We start from the raw sequence: 16782 nt of genomic DNA, 5'->3' as shown, positions 1-16782 counted from the left end.
GGGCCGACGGTGTCACCGACCGCTTCGATGCTCTGGCTGGTCGACAGTGATGATCTCATCGCCGATCTACGTCTCGGCGTGGTTAACGATCATGAATCTGCGGACGCTCTGGCGCACAAGATCTTTCCCGAGAACGTTCTGATCCCGCGCGGCGACACCACCTTGGATCGAGCAGCCGCGGCCGGCGTCGACGAGATCTTCGTCGGGGTGTACGGACGCCTGGCCGTGGTGGCCGGCGGCGGGTTGGCCGCGCGGTTGCCCTCCACCGTCGCCTCCGAGGTGGTGGCCGTACGCCCGACCGCGGTGGCGCACCTGATCCACGCCGAGTTCGATTCCGCGCTGGGCGCATTCGCACAATGGGATCAAGGCAAGCTGCGCCGATCGTTCTCGGCCACCCCGGTCGACATCCTTGAGGACATCGGCCTGCCGTTCGTCTTCGAGCGCGAGTTCTGGGCCGGAGAACACCCATTGCGATACGCCGACGGGGTCCCGTTCGATCCACAGGCGTTGCCATTCCACCCCATCGAGTTCGCCGACCACGTATCCCGCCGGTGGCTCGGCTTCCGGTTGACCCAACCGTGGGATCCCGCCGACATCACCCCCGACCGGTTCCCGTTGCGCGGCTGGGCGATCCGACCGCAGGGCTACGAGCCCACCGCAGCCGACACCGCACCCCCGAGCACCACAGCCACAGCCGCCACAGCCGACATCGCACCCCAAGCCGACACCGCGAGCCCACCCGAAGCCCCCCAGGCCGCCCCGACCAAGGGACTGGGTCGCTGGTTCGGATTCGGTAAACGCTGAACCCGATCAGCGCTCCCGCGCGGTAGCCGATCAGCGCTCCCGCGCGGTAGCCGATCAGCGCTCCCGCGCGGTAGCCGATCAGCGCTCCCGCGCGGTCGCCCGCTCGTAGAACGCGATCGCCGCCGCGGTCGCCACGTTCAACGAATCAGTACCCCGCGACATCGGGATGCGGGCCCGGATGTCCGACGCCCGCATGGCCGTCTCGGTCAGACCCGGCCCCTCCGCCCCCACCAGGAACGCCACCTTGGCACCGGTGACCGCCGCCGACAGCGGCACCGCCGCCGGATCCGGTGTGAGTGAGACGATCTGAAACCCGTCCTCTCGCAGCATCGACAGGTCGCCCGGCCACTGCGTAGCGGTGGCAAACGGCACCAGCAATGCATGCCCCATCGACACCCGCACGCACCGCCGGTACAGCGGGTCGGCACAGCCCGCACCGAACACCACCGCGTCCACCCCCAGTCCCGCGGCGTTGCGGAACACGCTGCCGATGTTCTCGTGGTCGTTGACGCCTTCGAGCACAGCGATGGTGCGGGCATCGGCAGCCACCGTGGCGGCGTCGAGGGGCTGCGGGCGCCGAGCCACAGCCAACACCCCACGGTTGAGGTGGAACCCGACCACCGTCGCCATCACCTCGGCGCTGGCGCGGTAGAACGGCACCCCCGCCACCGACGGATCAGCCAGCGCCGCACCGAGTTCCCGTAGCCGCTTGTCCACCCCGAGAAAGGCATGCGGGGTGAAGCGCGAGGCGATCATCCGCTGCACCACCAACACTCCCTCGGCGATGACCAACCCCCTGCCGGGCGTGCCGCCAGGCAGGATCGGCAGGTCGGGTCGACGGTCAACGGAGTTGAGGTCACGGAAATCGTCGACGCGCCGATCATCGGGGTCGGTGACGTCGACGACCTGCACCACGCTCATGGGCGACCGCCGGCTGGAGAAGGTGTCCCACGGCGGTCGGCGGCCACGCCCAACGCACCGGCGACCACCGCCATCACCACCACCGCGGCGGCGAAGACCTCACTGGCCGTGCGGATCCCGATCGCATTCGACAACACCCCCTCGGCCACCACCGGCAGGCTGATGCCCACATAGATCACCACGAAGTAGGCCGAGGTGACTGCAGCCTTCGTGGCTGCGGGCGCAGCGGCGGCGATCCCGGCCAGCCCGCGCGCGAACGCGATCCCCTGGCCCATCCCGCTGATCGCCGCGGCAGCGGCCAACACCTCCCACCGGCCGATGTGCACGGTCGCCACCAACAACCCCATCCCGACGACGAACAGCGCGATGGCCACGGCATCGGCGGGGCGGGCGTCGAGCCGCCGACCGAGGTTCTGTCCCACGATGGAACCGGCGAACACCGCGAAGACGAGGAACGCCACCCCGATCACCGAGTGGACACCCACCACCGTCGCCGCCAACGTCGGGGTGACGGCGGTGATGAGTCCCAGCACCGCGAACCCGGCGAAGCCCAGGATCGCGGCACGCACGAACACCGGACGCACCTCGGCGGGAACCGACAGCGGCATGACGGTCAACCGGACCGGGGTGTCGCGGTCGCGCGGTCGGGTCTCGGGCACCGCGAACACGATGAGCGCGGCGATCACCATCAGCCCCAGATGTACTGCGTAGGGGGTGCGGGTGGGCGTGGGAAACCAGGTGATGAGCATCGCAGCAGTGACCGGACCCAGACCCAGACCACCGATGTTGGCCATCGACGCCATCAGCGGCGCCCGAGCGGCCAGGTGGCGTGGAGCCATCTCGATGATCGCCACCGATGCGGTGCCCACGAACACCCCGGCCGACAGCCCCGACACCAACCGCCCCACCAGCAGCATCGCGGTGTCGTCGGCCAGCAGGAACACCACGTCGCTTGCGATGGCGCATCCGATCCCGCCGAGTAGCAGCGGCCGCCGACCGAGCACATCCGACCAGGTGCCCAACGCCAGCAGCGCGACCAACACCCCCACGGCGTAGGTGGCGTAGATGATGGTGACGGTGAGCAGCGAGAACCCGAACTCGCGTTGGTAGGTGGCGTAGACCGCCGTGGGCATGGTGGTGCCGAGCATGATCATCGCCAGCACCACCATCAACCCGGCGGTCGACGCCGTCCTCGGTAACACCATGTGCAGTGCAAGTCTGCGCACGGCCACATTTATGCCCCCGACGCCGCCTCGGTCAGCGGTTCTTCCACTGCGGAGGCCGCTTCTCACCGAAGGCGCTGAGCCCTTCCATGGTGTCCTCGGCGATCATCAACTCATCGAGGGCGCCACTGCGGTGGGTGACCGCGGCGATCGTGTCGGCGATGCCCTCGGTCTCGTTCATCAGCTGCAACGACACCCGCACCGACGTCGGCGACCCGGCCATGATCTCGGCGGCCAGCTCACGAGCCCCGGCCAGTGCCTGCCCCGCCGGGGTCACCTTGTTGACCAACCCACGTTCGAGTGCCTCCTGCGCACCGAGGCGACGTCCGGTGAGGATCATCTCGGTGGCCGTCTTCACCGGCAGCTGACGTGGCAGCCGCACCACGCCTCCGGCAGCGGCGACCAGACCGACACGCACCTCACTGAGGGCCAGCTTCGCCTCGGAGTCGACGACCACCAGGTGACAGGCCATCGCGGTCTCCAACCCACCGCCCATCGCGTACCCGTTGACTGCGGCGATGACCGGTTTGGTCATGCCCGCGCGGCTGGTGAGACCAGCGAATCCGCTGCGCGGGAAGTACGACTGTTTGCCGCTGGCGGTGTAGATCAGGTCGTTGCCGGCGCAGAACGCCTTGTCGCCTGCACCGGTGATGATGGCCACCCACAGATCCGGATCGGCGAAGTAGGCGTCGAAGATCTCCTCGAGTTCCTCGTGGGCCGGCGGGTGCAAGGCGTTGCGCGCCTGCGGCCGGTTGATGGTCACCTCCAGCAGGTGACCGTCGCGGGCCACCTCGACGAACTCGTAGCTGTCGCGGAACCCGGGGGCACGCACCGGGCGCAACTCCCGCATCCGATCGGCGGTGAGCGTGACCCGATTGCCGAAACCGAAGGCACGCACGAAGATCGGCTGCCCGATCGGCTCGTCGGCGGTGGCCAGGAACTCCACCAGCTCGTCGTCGTCCTCGAGCCCGTTGGCCACGAAACGCTCGTCGGTCGCCTCCAGCCGCCCCACCACGATGGCTTTGCGTCTGCCGTCGCGGGCGTGGGTGATGGTGTAGGTCTCGATGGTGGCCGGGCCGTCGGGGAACGCGGCGTTGTCCACCGCCGGCCACGCATCGATCTCCGCCTGGATCTCGGCGCTGCGATCGCGGCGGTATTCGGTGGGGGTGGTGGCGTACACCCCCACCGAGTATTTGCTGAGCTGGCCGCCGTTGGCCCCGACGAACCCGTGGGAACCGGGGTTGGCCCGACACCGCTGCACCGTCTCGGCGATCGCATGCATCGAGTAGTTGTTCCCGGCGCCGCCGAAGAACGGCAGCCCGCCGGTGACGGTCAGACCACGCGGGTCGTCGGCCGCCAGACCCAGCCCATCGGCCACGTTCGACACCGCGATCGGGAAGCAGGAGTACAGGTCGAAGGTGGCCACGTCATCGACGGTGATGCCCGCGACCTCAAGCGCGTGCTCGGCCGCCATCACCGCCGAGGGCGCGCGGCTGAGGTCGGCGCGGTCGAGGAGGTCACGCTCGCGCAGGTCGGCATGTCCGTGCAGAAACACCCAGCGGTCCTCGGCGATGCCGAGTCGACGCGCGGCGGCCACCGAGGTGAGCAGCACGGCGGCACCCTGGTTCACCTGATCCCGAGCCACCAGGAACCGCGGGTAGGGCTCGGCGATCCAGCGGTTTCGTTCGGTGACGGTGACCAGTTCCTCGGCGGTCATGGTTCGTGGTGCAGACGAGTGCGGGTTGTTCGCGGCCACCGCGGTGAACGGCTCGAACAGCTTGCCCATCGACGCGGCGTAGTCGGCACGCGACTCCTTGAGTCGCGCGCGGCGCGCGTTCTCGAACAATGCGTACTGCGAGGGCGCGCCCATCAGGCCGTGCGAGAGTTGTTGCGAAGAGGTCAAACCCGTGAGCCCGTAACCGCGGTCCTCCAGGGTGCCCTCGACGGTTTCGCTGAAATCGGGCCGTTGGTCGGCCTTGGCGAAGTGGCGGACCGAGGAGATGGCCTCTGACCCGGTCAACAACACCACCTCGTTGTCTCCGTCGGCGATACGACGGGCGAACTCGTTGACCAGATGCTGGGGCCCCTGACCGCCGACCACCTCGAGAACGGCGTGCTCGGGCTGAACACCCAGCCGCGCCGCCACCGATCGCGGCACGTTGTTGCTCGTGCCCAGTGGTGCGTGCGCGCGGGGCGTGGAGTGCTCGAACTGTCGCACTCCGACGATGGTGTCGATAGCCGCGGCGATCGTCGCGGCGTCGACACCGGTGTCGTGCAGGGCGGCACGAGCTGCGTGGGCGGACAGATCGACCGGCGAGAGCCCCGTGAAGTCGGGGTCGCCGAGGCGTTCAGAGGCCTGGCCGACTCCGACCAGGATCGGGGTGGTGGGGGGCACGGGAGAGGTCATCGGGGTCACCTTCTGTTCGGGACGGTTGCATCGGTCGGTTGGGGCAGCGTCTCCTGGAGCGCTCCGAGCTCGATGAGCTCGTCGAGTCGCTGATCGGAGTATCCGAGCACCTGCGAGAGGATCTCGCGGGTGTGTTGACCAGCCAGCGGGGCCGGTTCAAGCGGGGTCGGTGGCATCGATTCGAACACGGCGGGCTGGTTCTCAGTCGGCTCCGACCCCGACATCAGGGGGTGGGTCATGGTGCGAAAGAACTTGCGGTCACGCAGATGTGGATCGTCGAGCAGGTCCAGCGGCCGCGCCATCCGGCCCGCGGGCACCCCCGCTGACTGCAGGATCTGGGCCGCGTCCTGCGGGCTGCGCGTACCGGTCCACCGTGCCACCGCGGCGTCGATCTCGGTGCGGCGGGCCAGCCGGCCCTCGACGGTGCCCAGGTCGGGATCGTCGGCCCACTCGGGCCGACCGATCGTCTGGGCCAACGCGGCGAAGTCGGCGGTGTCGCGGCTGGTGATGACCACCCACTCGTCGTCACCGGCGCAGGGGTACACCCCGCGTCCGGCGTCGGCGTCCAACGAATTGCCCGGTGCCCGTAGCGATCCCGGCGACAGCCAGTCGCGTCCGAGGTGCGCCGCCATCTGGCTCAGCACCACCTCGGCCTGTGCGACGCTGACGGTGCCTCCGTGCCCGGTCGCGCGTCGGCGGAGCAGCAGCGCCAGCACGGCCACCGCACCCACCCGCCCGGCGGTGTGATCGGGATAGATGGTGCTGGCATCACTGAACCCGTCTCCCCCGTCGGCAACCTCGACACCGTCGGAGCCTTCGGAGCCGTCGGCGGCCGGGTAGCTCCACAGCATCGACAGCCCTGTCTCGGCCCGCACCAGTGGGCCGTAGCCCATGCGCCGACTCCAGGGGCCGGTGGGCCCGAACGCCGAGCTGTCGGCCATCACGATGCCCGGATTGATCTGGGAGAGAACGTCATACCCGATGCCGAGGGATTCCATGGTGCCCGGCTTGAAGTTCGACAACACCACATCGGCAGTCGCCGCGAGTTCCTTGAACACCGCGATGCCCTCCGGGCTGCGCAGGTTGATCCCCAGACCCAGCTTGTTGCGGCAGCCCCAGGCGAACGACCACGTCATCGGATCGCCCTTGATCGACTGCCGATTGCCGTCGGGGAAGGCGGTGTTCTCCACCTTGATGACCTGAGCACCCATGTCGGCCATCAGCCGACCGGTCTCGGCGCCCACCACGATGACGCCGAGGTCGAGCACGCGAAGTCCGGCCAGTGGCAACTGATCTCGGTCGAGGCGACCGGGTTCGGCGGGCCCGGTCGCACGCGGCGTCGCCAGCTCGGATCGAATCTGGGCTCCGTGCTGGTCCGGGGTGGGTGCAGCGGTGCGGGTGCCCGCCCGGACCCCGTCTATCTCGACGAGACCGTCGGGGACGCGGGCGGTTCGGCCGTCGACGTCGACCCAGGTGAAAGCGCCACGCTCGTCGTACTGTTCGATCTCGAAGACGTCGTGGGGTTCGAGCATCGCCGCGGCGGGCACTCCGTGGCGACGACCCTGCTCGACGATCTCGGCCCGCGAACGATCGGCGAACATCGCGCCGATGGCGGCGTGAATCTTGTCGATCACCTTGAACCGCTTGGGAATCGCGGCAAGACCGGGATCGGAGAACTCTTCGGGTTCACCCATCCAGGTGAACATGCCCTGCCATTGCCGCGGCGAGAGGATGCACAGCCGGACGTACCCGTCGCGACAGGCGAAGACGGGGTACCGGTTACGCGCATCGGGGCGACCGCGCGGCCCCTCCACGGCTGTACGGCCACCGGTCGCCGACCCGCCCACTCCCCACGCCGGATCGAGGGCCTGGGTGGCGGCCTCCATCATCGAGAAGTCCACGATCTGGCCGCTACCGGTGTCGAGTCGACGCAGGTACGCCAGCAGCGCACACCAGGCGGCCTGCACCGCTGCCGACTCGGTGGCCAACTCCACCGGCGGAAGCAGCGGCGGCCGACCGGGCAGGCCCGAGCGCGACAGTTCGCCGTTGAGCGCCAACAGGACCGGCTCGGTGGCCACCCAGTCCCGATACGGCCCAGTCTGACCGAAATCGGTGACCGAGACGATCACCAGCGAGTCGAAACGCCCCCGAAGCACCTCCGGGCGTACCGGGTTGCTCGCATGTTGGGCGGGCCGGGAATCCTCGAACACGATGTCGGCTCGGGCGGCCAGGGCGAAGAATTCATCCAGGTCGGCACCCGGTCGGTCGAGATCGAGCGCGATCACCCGCTTGTTGGCCTGTCGGACCGCGTAGGTCAGTGAGTGCGAGCCGACCAGCACGCCGTCGGTGCGAGCCGGGCTGCCTGCCCGTGGTTCCACTCGGATCACATCGGCCCCGAGGTCGGCGAGCAGTCGGGTCGCCGACGCGCCGGGACCGTTGCACAGGTCCAGGACGGTCAAAGAGTCGAGCGGTAAGTGCGTGGTGTCGGCCATCGTCCCTCCAGAGTTCACAGTCGACCCGCGACCCGCGGGGTGTACGGGCCCGGTGCCGGCGGATGGTTGCCGTGTTTCCACCGTGCCTCGACGGAATCGGATTGCCCATCGCAAGTTCCGGCAGCCCTACCTGCTCGAGCGCGCAATGTAGTAGTTGTGTTCGGTATGGACCTGCATCAGCTGCGGTGCTTCGACGCGGTGGCCGAGGAACTGCATTTCGGCCGGGCAGCCTCACGACTGCACCTCACGCCGTCGCCGGTCAGCCGGACGGTCAAAGAGCTCGAACGCGAACTGGGCACCGAGTTGTTCATCCGCGGGTACCACAGCGTGGAGCTGACCAGTGCGGGCACCGCGTTGCGCCCGCACGTGCAGTCGATCCTGGCCGCCGTGGACGCGCTGCCCTCGAAAATCGACCCCGACGCCATCAACTCGGCACGAGTGGTACGCAGCGGCAACATCTTCCGAGCCCCGATCGGGATGGTCGACGATCTGGAGGAGGTGGTCGCATCGGCGGCGGGCGGTCGGCCGGTCCAGGGTGCGGTCGGGTCGTCGGTGGAGCTGATCGACATGGTCGAACGCGGTGCCCTCGACATCGCCATGGTCCACCTGCCCCACGATCGTCCGGGCCTGGAGAGCCTGGTGGCCGCGCTCTACACGTTTCAGGTGGCCATGCGTTCCGATGACGAACTCGCCGCCGCCGACGAGGTGGAACTGTCCGACCTCGCCGCGCGCACCCTCATCATGGGTCCAGACGATCCGCAGCCGGTCGCGATGGGCAAGTTGATGGCTGACCTCGCCGCCGCCGGCGTGACCACCGTGCATCGGGTGCCGGATCAGGATTCGGCCCGGGTGGCCGGTCACGTGCGCCAGATGCGGGGGGTCACCCTGACGGTACAGGGTCGGGCCGGCAGCTGGGCCCGCGGGCCGTATGACCATCCCGGTTTCGCGGTGCGACCGATCCGTGGCGGGCGGCTGGTCTTCGAGCTGGGTCTGGTGTGGCGGCGCATCGAGGCCGAGCGCGATCCGGTGGTCGCCGAGCTCGTGGTTGCGGCGAGGTCACGGTGGCCGATACCGGAACGTTACTGAAACTGCAGGTCAGAACCTAGTTTCACCAGTTCAGAACATTGCACTTCGCGCAACGCACCAATGGTGGAGGTTGCCACGTCGGTTCGTTGAAGCCCTTCCTGAGCCCTGGGCATCCTGGGTGCACAGACCAAACATCACCGACGCACCAGAACAGGGGCCTCTCATGACGACTTCCGAGCTCACCCGAACCACTGTCGAGGCAGTCGAACTGAAGGAGCTGTTCGACCGACAGCGCGCCGCCTTCCTCGCCGAGGGGCCCCCCAGCGCCGAGGTCCGCCGCAACCGGCTGGATCGACTGGCACTCGCCCTGTCCGGGGCGTCTGACGACCTGGTGGCCGCCCTCGACGCCGACTTCGGCCAGCGCCCCGAGCAGTTCAGCCTGGTGGTGGAGATCCTCAGCGTGCTCGCCGCCATCCAGCACGCTCGGGACAACCTCGAGGACTGGATGCAGCCGATCCCGGTGGCCGGTTCGGCCGAATCGGGCATACCCACCACGATCGATGTCGACCCCAAGGGCGTCGTCGGTGTGGTGGGCCCGTGGAACTTCCCGGTGCAGCTCGTGGTGCTACCCGCCGCCGAGGCCATCGCGGCGGGCAATCGGGTGATGATCAAGTTCACCGATGTGAACTCCCGCTCGGGTCAGGTTCTCGCCGACGCCATCGCCCGGTACTTCCCGCCGGAGGAGTTGGTCGTGGTCAACGGCGGTATCGACGTCGCGACGGCATTCTCCGCGCTGCCGTTCGACCACCTGTTCTTCACCGGGTCACCGGCGGTGGGCAAGATCGTGATGCGCTCAGCCGCAGACAATCTCACCCCGGTCACGCTGGAGCTGGGTGGCAAGAACCCGGTGGTGGTGGGCACCGACGCCGACATCGCCGAGTCGGCGAAGCGAATCGCTTTGGCGCGCATGATCAACGGCGGCCAGGTGTGTCTGTGCCCCGACTACGTGTTCGTTCCCACCAGCTCTCGAGACGCGTTCGTCGAGGGCCTGCGAGCGACGTTCGCCGAGTACTTCCCGGACTACGCCACCAACCCCAACGTCACCTCGATCATCAACGACCGCAACTACGACCGCGTGACCGGGCTCATCGACGACGCAGTCGCCAAGGGCGCCACCGCCATCGTCGGGGTCGCCGACGAGAAGGCCGCCCGGCTACCCGATCCGCAGACCCGGTTCATCGCCCCCACCATCCTGCTCGGCGTGACCGACGAGATGCAGGTGGCGCACGAGGAGATCTTCGGGCCGGTCCTGGTGGTGTTCACCTACGACGATCTGTCCGAGCCGATCTCCTACATCACCTCGCGGCCTTCGCCGCTCGCCGCCTACTGGTACGGCGACGACTCGGCCGAATTCGCCGAGTTCCGCCGCAAGACGACATCAGGTGGCATGTCGCGCAACGACTTTGCAGTACACCTCAGTGTCCCTGACGTGCCCTTCGGCGGCATCGGTCAGAGCGGCATGGGCAGCTATCACGGCAAGCCCGGGTTCGACACGTTCAGTCATCGGCGGGCGGTGTCGGCCTCCGAGCTGCCGGTGCCCACCGCGGTCAGCCTGCACCCCGGCGGCTACGACGCGAAAACCATCGCCGGTCTGCGCGCCGCCATCGCGGGCGCCCACGCCGATGCCACCGCCCGCATCGACCACCCCACCACCACGACACCGTTGGAGAAGAAGTCATGAAAACCGTTGCCGCCGTGAGCACTGGAGCACACACCCCGTTCTCCATCGAAGACGTCGACCTCGACGACCCCCGGCCGGATGAGCTGCTGATCCGAATCGAGTCGGTGGGCATCTGTCACACCGATCTGGCCATCAAGAGCGTCTGGCCCGAAGGTGTTCCGATCGTGTTGGGTCATGAGGGCGCCGGGATCGTCGAACAGGTCGGCTCCGACATCGACGACGTGCGGGTGGGCGAACGGGTGGTGGTGAGTTTCTCATCCTGTGGCCGATGCGAGCCGTGTGTGCGCGGACTACGCAACTACTGCAGAAACTTTCAGGCCGCCAACGCCTCGGGCAAACGACTCGACGGCACCGCCACCATCACCGAGCACGGCAAGCCGGTGGCGGGTGCGTTCTTCGGTCAGTCCAGTTTTGCCGGCTACATCCTCACCCGTCGCAGCAACGCGGTGGTCGTCGACCCTCGTTGCGATCTGTCGCTGGTCGCATCCTTCGGCTGCGGCATCCAGACCGGCGCGGGTGCGGTACTCAACGTCCTGCGACCCGAGGAACAGTCCAGCCTGGTGGTTTTCGGCGCCGGCGCCGTCGGGATGGCTGCGGTGATGGCCGCCGCCAACCTGGGGGTAGGGCAGATCATCGCCGTCGACGTCACCGAGTCGCGCCGCGAGACAGCACTTCAGGTCGGGGCCACACACGCTCTCGACGGCCGCGACGTGCAGGTGGTCGACAAGCTCAAAGAGATCACCGCAGGTGGGGCGTCGCACGCCTTCGACACCACCGGTATCCCGGCGGTGATCCGCAACGCCGCCCTGTCCCTGGGCACCCTGGGCACCCTGGTGGTGGTGGGCACCGGGCCCGACCTCACCGTGGACGCGCAGGATCTCATCAACGGCGGCAAAACAATTCGCGGGTGCATCGAGGGCGACGCCAATCCTCAGGAGTTCATCCCACAGCTGGTGCAATGGCAGCTCGAGGGCAAGTTCCCGATGGAGAAGCTGGTCCGTACTTTCCCGTTCAGCAAGATCAACGAGGCCATCGAGGCCTCCGAGAGCGGCGGGGTCATCAAGGCGGTCCTCACCTTCGACGAGTGAGGTCGTCGCCCACGGCAGGTGCGCCCGGTCCGGCCGATGTGCAACGGTGGAGTTCATGACCGCATCCGATCTCGTCCTCCGCCGGGCCACCGACGACGACTGGCCCGACATCATCGCCGCCGACGCGCGTGCGTTCATGTTCGCCGAGCCGCTCGACGACGCCGCCCAGGCTGATCTGCGCGACAAGCTCCGTAACGACGACGTGGTGGTGGTCTACGACGAATCTGGCTCCCACGCACCGGTTCTCGCCGGGGTGGCGATGTTCTACCGGATGGCGCTGACGGTGCCCGGCGGCACCCGTGTCGATCTGCCCGGCCTGTCGTGGGTCTCGGTGGCGGCCACCCACCGTCGGCGCGGCATCCTGCGGATGATGCTCTGCGAGCTGTTCGACCAGTGGGAGCAGGAAAACTCCGCGTTCTCGATCCTCACCGCGAGCGAGGCCACCATCTATGAGCGGTTCGGATACGGTCCGGCCACCTCGGCCCAGCGGGTGCGGGTCGATCTACGTCGGGCTCGGCTGCGCACGCCCGCCCCGATCCACTCTCCCGTCCGCTACGCCGACGCCGACCTCATCGAGTCGGTGGTCCCGACGCTGCATGATCGTTGGGCGGCTTCACACCCCGGGGCCATCCTGCGATCGCCCGTGTGGTGGAACATGATCTTCGCCGACCGAAAGGTGCGCCGCGACGGCCGCAGCACGCTGCACTACCTGCTGCACCCCGACGGCTACGCCAGCTATCGCATCGCGCGCGAGGACGGCCGTCCGCTGGTGGAGGTGTCGGAGTTCTTCCCCATCACCGACACCGCCCACACCGATCTGTGGCAGGTATTGCTGAACCTCGACCTGGTGACCCGGGTGGAGGCCTCGATCCCCACCGATGATCCGTTGCCGCTCAAGCTGACCGATCTGCGTGCCCCCACCGTCACCGCGATCGACGACACGATGTGGCTGCGTGTCCTCGACGTCCCGGCCGCGTTGAGCGCGCGCACCTACCCCGGCGATCTCGACGTGGTGCTGGAGGTGAGTGACGAATTCCGTTCCCGGGGTGGTCGATTCAGCCTTATCGTGCGTGACGGGGCCGCGACGGTGGCCGCCACCGACGCCGATCCCACTGTGCGGATGGACATCTCGGTGTTGAGCAGCATCTACCTCGGCGGGTTCGGGGCCGGTCAGTTCGCGGCGGCCGGGCGGCTCTGGGCGGCCGACCCGCAGACACTCGATGCGCTGGACCGGGCGTTTCGCACCGACCGGACTCCGTTCTGCGGCACCTTCTTCTGAGTTCGCTCGGCGGGCGTCAAGCGCTGACGGGCACCTCGGTGGGCGCGGTGCTCCCCGGTGCCCCGATGTGCCTTCGCCGCACCAGGAGTGCGCACGCGACGCCCGCGGCCACGCTCACCAGCCCGCCCACCAACAGCGGTGCGCGCGGGCTGGTCACCTCGGCCAACCAACCCAACAGGGGGCTGCCCACGGGGGTGCCACCCAGGAAGCACAGCATGTAGATGCCCATCACGCGACCGCGCATCGACGAATCCACGGACAGCTGAACGATGTTCATCGCTGCGGTGGTGAACAACAGCGACACGATGCCGGCGGGGATCAACATGGCCGCCACCAGCCAGAAGGTGGGCATGAGTCCCACCGCGGTCTCCAGCACCCCGAAGGCGACCGCGGCCAGGAAGAAGGTGCGCAGGGTGGCCGGGCCGCGGCGCCGGGCCGCCAGCGTGGCCCCGGCCAGGGTGCCCACCGCCAACATCGTGGACAAGAACCCGTACCCGCCGGCCGATCCGGCGAAGGTGTTCTTGGTCAACAGGGCCAACGAGAGCGGGAAGTTCAGGCCGAACGTGGAAACCACGAAGACGGTGGCGAACAGGGCGATCAGCTGCGGGCGCTCGCGCACGTAGGACAGCCCGGCCCGTACCGAGCGCGACCCGACCGAACGGGCGCTGCGCTGCAGCTGCGAGTCGTTCATCATCAGCAGCCCGGTGAGCACCGCGACGAACGTGGCGACATTGATCAGAAAGACCGGCCCGGTGCCGACCAGGGTGATCAGCACGCCTGCGATCGCGGGACCGATGATGCGGGCGAGGTTGAACGTCATCGAGTTCAGCGCCACCGCGTTGGGCAGTTGCTCGGGGCCGACCATCTCGACGGTGAACGATTGTCGGATCGGGGCATCGATCGCGGAGATGACCCCCAGCGCCAGCGAGATGGCGTACACCTGCCCCAGGGTGGCCGCACCGAGGGTGTCGGACAGCCCAAGGATCAAGGCGCACAGAGCCATTCCTACCTGGGTGGCGATCAGCAGGCGGCGCTTGTCGAATCGATCGGCCAGCGCCCCGGCCGGCATGGAGAAGACTGCGGTGGGACCGAACTGCAGGGCCATCACGATCCCGATGGCCACCCCGCTGTTGCCCGAGAGGTGCAGGACCAACCAGTCCTGGGCGATCCGCTGCATCCAGGTACCCACCAGCGAGACGACCTGGCCCGACGCCCAGAGACGGTAGTTGCGCACCGACAGCGAGGAGAACATCGTCGGTAGCGGCATGAGCCTATGTTACCGCTGCTAAACACATCTGTTTCGACAGCCCGCGGGGATGCCCGCGACACGCCCCACGCGCCGTCGTAGATCAGTCGGTGCTGGCCACCAGGTGGGTCATGATCTCCACCGCGTCCCGCAGCGTGCCGAGCTGGTCGGGCTCCAGCTTCTCCAGCTGCGAACGCAGCCAGGCTTCCCGGGCGTTGGCCTCATCGGTGATCACCTCACGCCCCAACTCCGACAACGTGACGATCACCTGACGGCCGTCGGTCGGATGGGGATCGCGTTTGACCATCCCGAGGTCGGCCAAAGACGCGATGACGCGGGTCATCGACGGGGGTTGGACGCGCTCCTGGGCGGCCATCGCACCCGGCGTCATCGGGCCCTCCCGCGACAGGGTGGACAACGCCGACAACTGGGTCAGCGACACAGTCGACGTGGGTCGACGCCCGCGAAGGTGCCGCGCCAGGCGCACCACCGCAAGGGCCAGATCGCTGGCCAGCTTGTCGTCTTTGGCATTCACATCGACAACAATATGTCACCGCATCCCGAATGCGGCGCAAACTACATAGGTGGCGCACCGTACCCGCGCGATCGCGAATCGTTCACACCGATCGAGTCATCCGCAATGTAGTGCGGCGATGCCGTCGTCGGGATTGCTGCGTTCGGCGCGACCCTTGAGCGATGCGCAGCACCTCCCTAGGCTGAGGCCATGTCAGACACGCCCGATCCGACCATCCCGCCACTGCCGCGATGGCTGGGGGCGCCGGAGAACGTGGTCTACGTCGGGATGGCGGCCTGGCTGATCGCAACCGTCGTCGTGGCGGTCACCGGATGGGGCTCAACGACGACTCTGGTGAGCTGTCTCATCGGCCTCGCGGTCGGCGTGTTCGGAACCGGGGTCTTCCTGGTGCAGCGCCGGTCCAGTCGGCGCGGCGACCGCGCGGCTCAACGCGGACTGGACGGCTAGCACCACCGCGATCCACACGGCCCCCACCAGCCAACCGGCCAGCACATCAGACGCCCAGTGCACACCGAGATACACACGGCTGCAACCGATCAGGATGCTCGCCAGGGGCGCGATCAGCAGAACCACCGCATGCTCGCGCACCCAGCGAGAGTTCCGGTGGGCGGCCACCGCGATCAGCCCCAGGATCACCATCGACACCATCGCATGACCGGATGGGAACGAGTAGGTGGTGATGTTCTCCAACCGCACCCGCGCGGGTGGGCGATCGCGACCGAACAGATGCTTGAGCCCGATCATCACCAGCCACCCCGCGGCCGAGCCACCCACCACCAGGACCGCATCCGACCGCTGCCCACGCGTCCACAGCCACGCACCCACCAGGGTCGCGAGCACCGCCAACGCCAGCGTCCCGCCGACCTCGCTGGCGACGTGCGCGGGCCCGCGCAACCAGTCGACGCGGTGCGAGACCACCCAGTCGGTGATGTCCCGGTCGATGCCGAAGGGCTGCAACTGCATCGTCGTCCTCGTCTCTGTCTCTCGGCACCTGCCGTTCCCACGATACGGACCGCGCGATGGGCTCGGCGGGGCTCGTGGTCAGTCAGCGAGCGCGGCAACGGCGATGGCGGACTCGTCCAGGCTCCCCAGGATCAGGGTGCCGTCTCGTTCGATCACCCCGGTGACCAGCGCGAACTCGGTCCCCGCGCGTTGCCGGTCGTGCACGATCGCACCGGTGGTCGAATCGATGGCCAGCACCCAGGCGGTGCGGGCGGGTGCCGGGGTGAAGGCTTCGGGCAGGGCCCAGACAAGCCGTCGCAACCATGGGGGGCGCGGCAGCAACGCGTCGAGCATCGGGTTGCGCGGTGCGGCCAGGGTCACCCAGATCAGCCCGTCGCTGCCGAGGCTGATGTTGTCGGGGAACCCGGGCAGGTTGTCGACCAATGTCGTCCAGCGACCCGCGTCGGGTCCGGTGAGTTGGAACCGGCTGATCCGGTAGCCGGCGGTCTCAGCCACGATCAGCGCGTCGCGGGACGGGGTGAAGGCCACCCCGTTGGCGAAGTCGAGGCCATCACGCAGCACTGACACCGTGCCGTCAGGGGTACGTCGCCACAGGCGGCCGGTACCCGAGTGCTCGAGCAGATCACCCATCCACTGCTCGATGTCCCAGCGCCGGGTGGAGGTGGTGAAGTAGACGGTGCCATCAGGATGGGCGACCACGTTGCTGGCGAAGTTGAGAGTCTCGCCGCCGAGGTGGCCGAGCATCACCTCGCACGCAGCGCCCGGCTCGATCCGGGCAAGCCGCAACAGACCTCGGAATGCGTCGCAGATCAACAGCGAGGAGTCGGTACACACCTCCAGGCCCAGGGGCCGCCCGCCGGTGTGGGTGATGGTCTGCACCGCACCGGATCCAAGGTCGACGGCCAGGATCCGTCCGTCGCGGATCCCGGTGATCACCCGCCCGTCGGGGGCCTCGACGACATCCTCTGGTCCGGGCCCGGGCAGTTCGATGCGGCGCAGTGGCGGCATCGGGATCTCGCTGTCGCGACGGCGAACTCGCGGCGGCGCAGGCGGTGGC

13 protein-coding genes and 1 pseudogene are annotated in these 16782 nt (G+C 68.3%); 6 read left to right on the top strand and 8 right to left on the bottom strand.

The annotated features are described in order from the left end of the window. Positions 1 to 9: 9 nt before the first annotated feature. Positions 10 to 804: a hypothetical protein gene (locus KIK15_RS18550; protein WP_214243390.1), complete on the top strand. Its 795-nt coding sequence runs from the start codon at positions 10 to 12 to the stop codon at positions 802 to 804. Between the two features lie 78 nt (positions 805 to 882). On the opposite strand, the gene KIK15_RS06520 is transcribed toward KIK15_RS18550, so the two are convergent. From KIK15_RS06520 to KIK15_RS06505, 4 genes are read right to left on the bottom strand one after another with little or no spacing between them, the layout of a single operon-like run. Beyond that, a complete protein-coding gene (locus KIK15_RS06520) occupies positions 883 to 1725 on the bottom strand; it encodes an RNA methyltransferase (RefSeq protein ID WP_214243389.1) in 843 nt (280 codons plus the stop codon). Then, positions 1722 to 2951, bottom strand: coding sequence for an MFS transporter (locus tag KIK15_RS06515; RefSeq protein ID WP_307851767.1), 1230 nt, complete (start codon positions 2949 to 2951; stop codon positions 1722 to 1724). Before KIK15_RS06515 ends, KIK15_RS06520 begins: the two co-directional genes overlap by 4 nt. 31 nt (positions 2952 to 2982) lie before the next feature. Then, positions 2983 to 5355 carry an acetyl-CoA acetyltransferase gene (locus tag KIK15_RS06510; protein ID WP_214243388.1) on the bottom strand — a complete coding sequence of 791 codons (2373 nt, stop codon included), beginning with the start codon at positions 5353 to 5355 and terminating at the stop codon, positions 2983 to 2985. A 5-nt stretch (positions 5356 to 5360) separates the two neighbouring features. Further along, positions 5361 to 7847 carry a CaiB/BaiF CoA-transferase family protein gene (locus tag KIK15_RS06505; RefSeq protein ID WP_214243387.1) on the bottom strand — a complete coding sequence of 829 codons (2487 nt, stop codon included), beginning with the start codon at positions 7845 to 7847 and terminating at the stop codon, positions 5361 to 5363. A gap of 165 nt (positions 7848 to 8012) precedes the next feature. Between KIK15_RS06505 and KIK15_RS06500 the strand changes: the two genes are divergently transcribed. The 4 genes from KIK15_RS06500 (at position 8013) to KIK15_RS06485 (ending at position 12981) form a co-directional block, all read left to right on the top strand. After that, entirely contained in the window at positions 8013 to 8933 is a 921-nt protein-coding gene (locus KIK15_RS06500; protein ID WP_214243386.1) for a LysR family transcriptional regulator, read from the top strand. A 163-nt stretch (positions 8934 to 9096) separates the two neighbouring features. Continuing rightward, complete coding sequence (locus tag KIK15_RS06495) at positions 9097 to 10614, top strand: aldehyde dehydrogenase family protein (protein ID WP_214243385.1); 1518 nt, start codon at positions 9097 to 9099, stop codon at positions 10612 to 10614. Beyond that, positions 10611 to 11702, top strand: coding sequence for an NAD(P)-dependent alcohol dehydrogenase (locus tag KIK15_RS06490; RefSeq protein WP_214243384.1), 1092 nt, complete (start codon positions 10611 to 10613; stop codon positions 11700 to 11702). The genes KIK15_RS06495 and KIK15_RS06490 overlap by 4 nt, the downstream gene beginning before the upstream one ends. A gap of 55 nt (positions 11703 to 11757) precedes the next feature. Beyond that, positions 11758 to 12981: a GNAT family N-acetyltransferase gene (locus KIK15_RS06485; protein WP_214243383.1), complete on the top strand. Its 1224-nt coding sequence runs from the start codon at positions 11758 to 11760 to the stop codon at positions 12979 to 12981. Between the two features lie 16 nt (positions 12982 to 12997). Here KIK15_RS06485 and KIK15_RS06480 read toward each other — a convergent pair whose 3' ends face one another. Beyond that, the gene (locus tag KIK15_RS06480) at positions 12998 to 14233 is read right to left on the bottom strand and encodes an MFS transporter (protein WP_214243816.1); all 1236 of its coding nucleotides are present in this window, start codon (positions 14231 to 14233) and stop codon (positions 12998 to 13000) included. A 97-nt stretch (positions 14234 to 14330) separates the two neighbouring features. After that, positions 14331 to 14762, bottom strand: a complete 432-nt coding sequence (locus KIK15_RS06475) for a MarR family winged helix-turn-helix transcriptional regulator (RefSeq protein WP_214243382.1) — start codon at positions 14760 to 14762, stop codon at positions 14331 to 14333. 189 nt (positions 14763 to 14951) lie between these two features. On the opposite strand from KIK15_RS06475, the gene KIK15_RS06470 reads away from it, so the two are divergent. Further along, a complete protein-coding gene (locus tag KIK15_RS06470) occupies positions 14952 to 15209 on the top strand; it encodes a DUF2530 domain-containing protein (RefSeq protein ID WP_214243381.1) in 258 nt (85 codons plus the stop codon). A 45-nt stretch (positions 15210 to 15254) separates the two neighbouring features. Here the strand turns inward: KIK15_RS06470 and KIK15_RS18290 are convergent. Continuing rightward, positions 15255 to 15506: pseudogene (locus KIK15_RS18290) on the bottom strand (phosphatase PAP2 family protein); the annotation flags it as partial. Between the two features lie 297 nt (positions 15507 to 15803). Continuing rightward, the gene (locus KIK15_RS06460; RefSeq protein ID WP_214243380.1) at positions 15804 to 16733 is read right to left on the bottom strand and encodes an SMP-30/gluconolactonase/LRE family protein; all 930 of its coding nucleotides are present in this window, start codon (positions 16731 to 16733) and stop codon (positions 15804 to 15806) included. Positions 16734 to 16782 lie beyond the last annotated feature (49 nt).

It is taken from the genome of Williamsia sp. CHRR-6, from assembly GCF_018474015.1.
Taxonomy (GTDB): Bacteria; Actinomycetota; Actinomycetes; order Mycobacteriales; family Mycobacteriaceae; genus Williamsia_A.
Note: the sequence above shows the minus strand (reverse complement) of the source record. Positions and strands in the feature narration are given on the sequence as shown.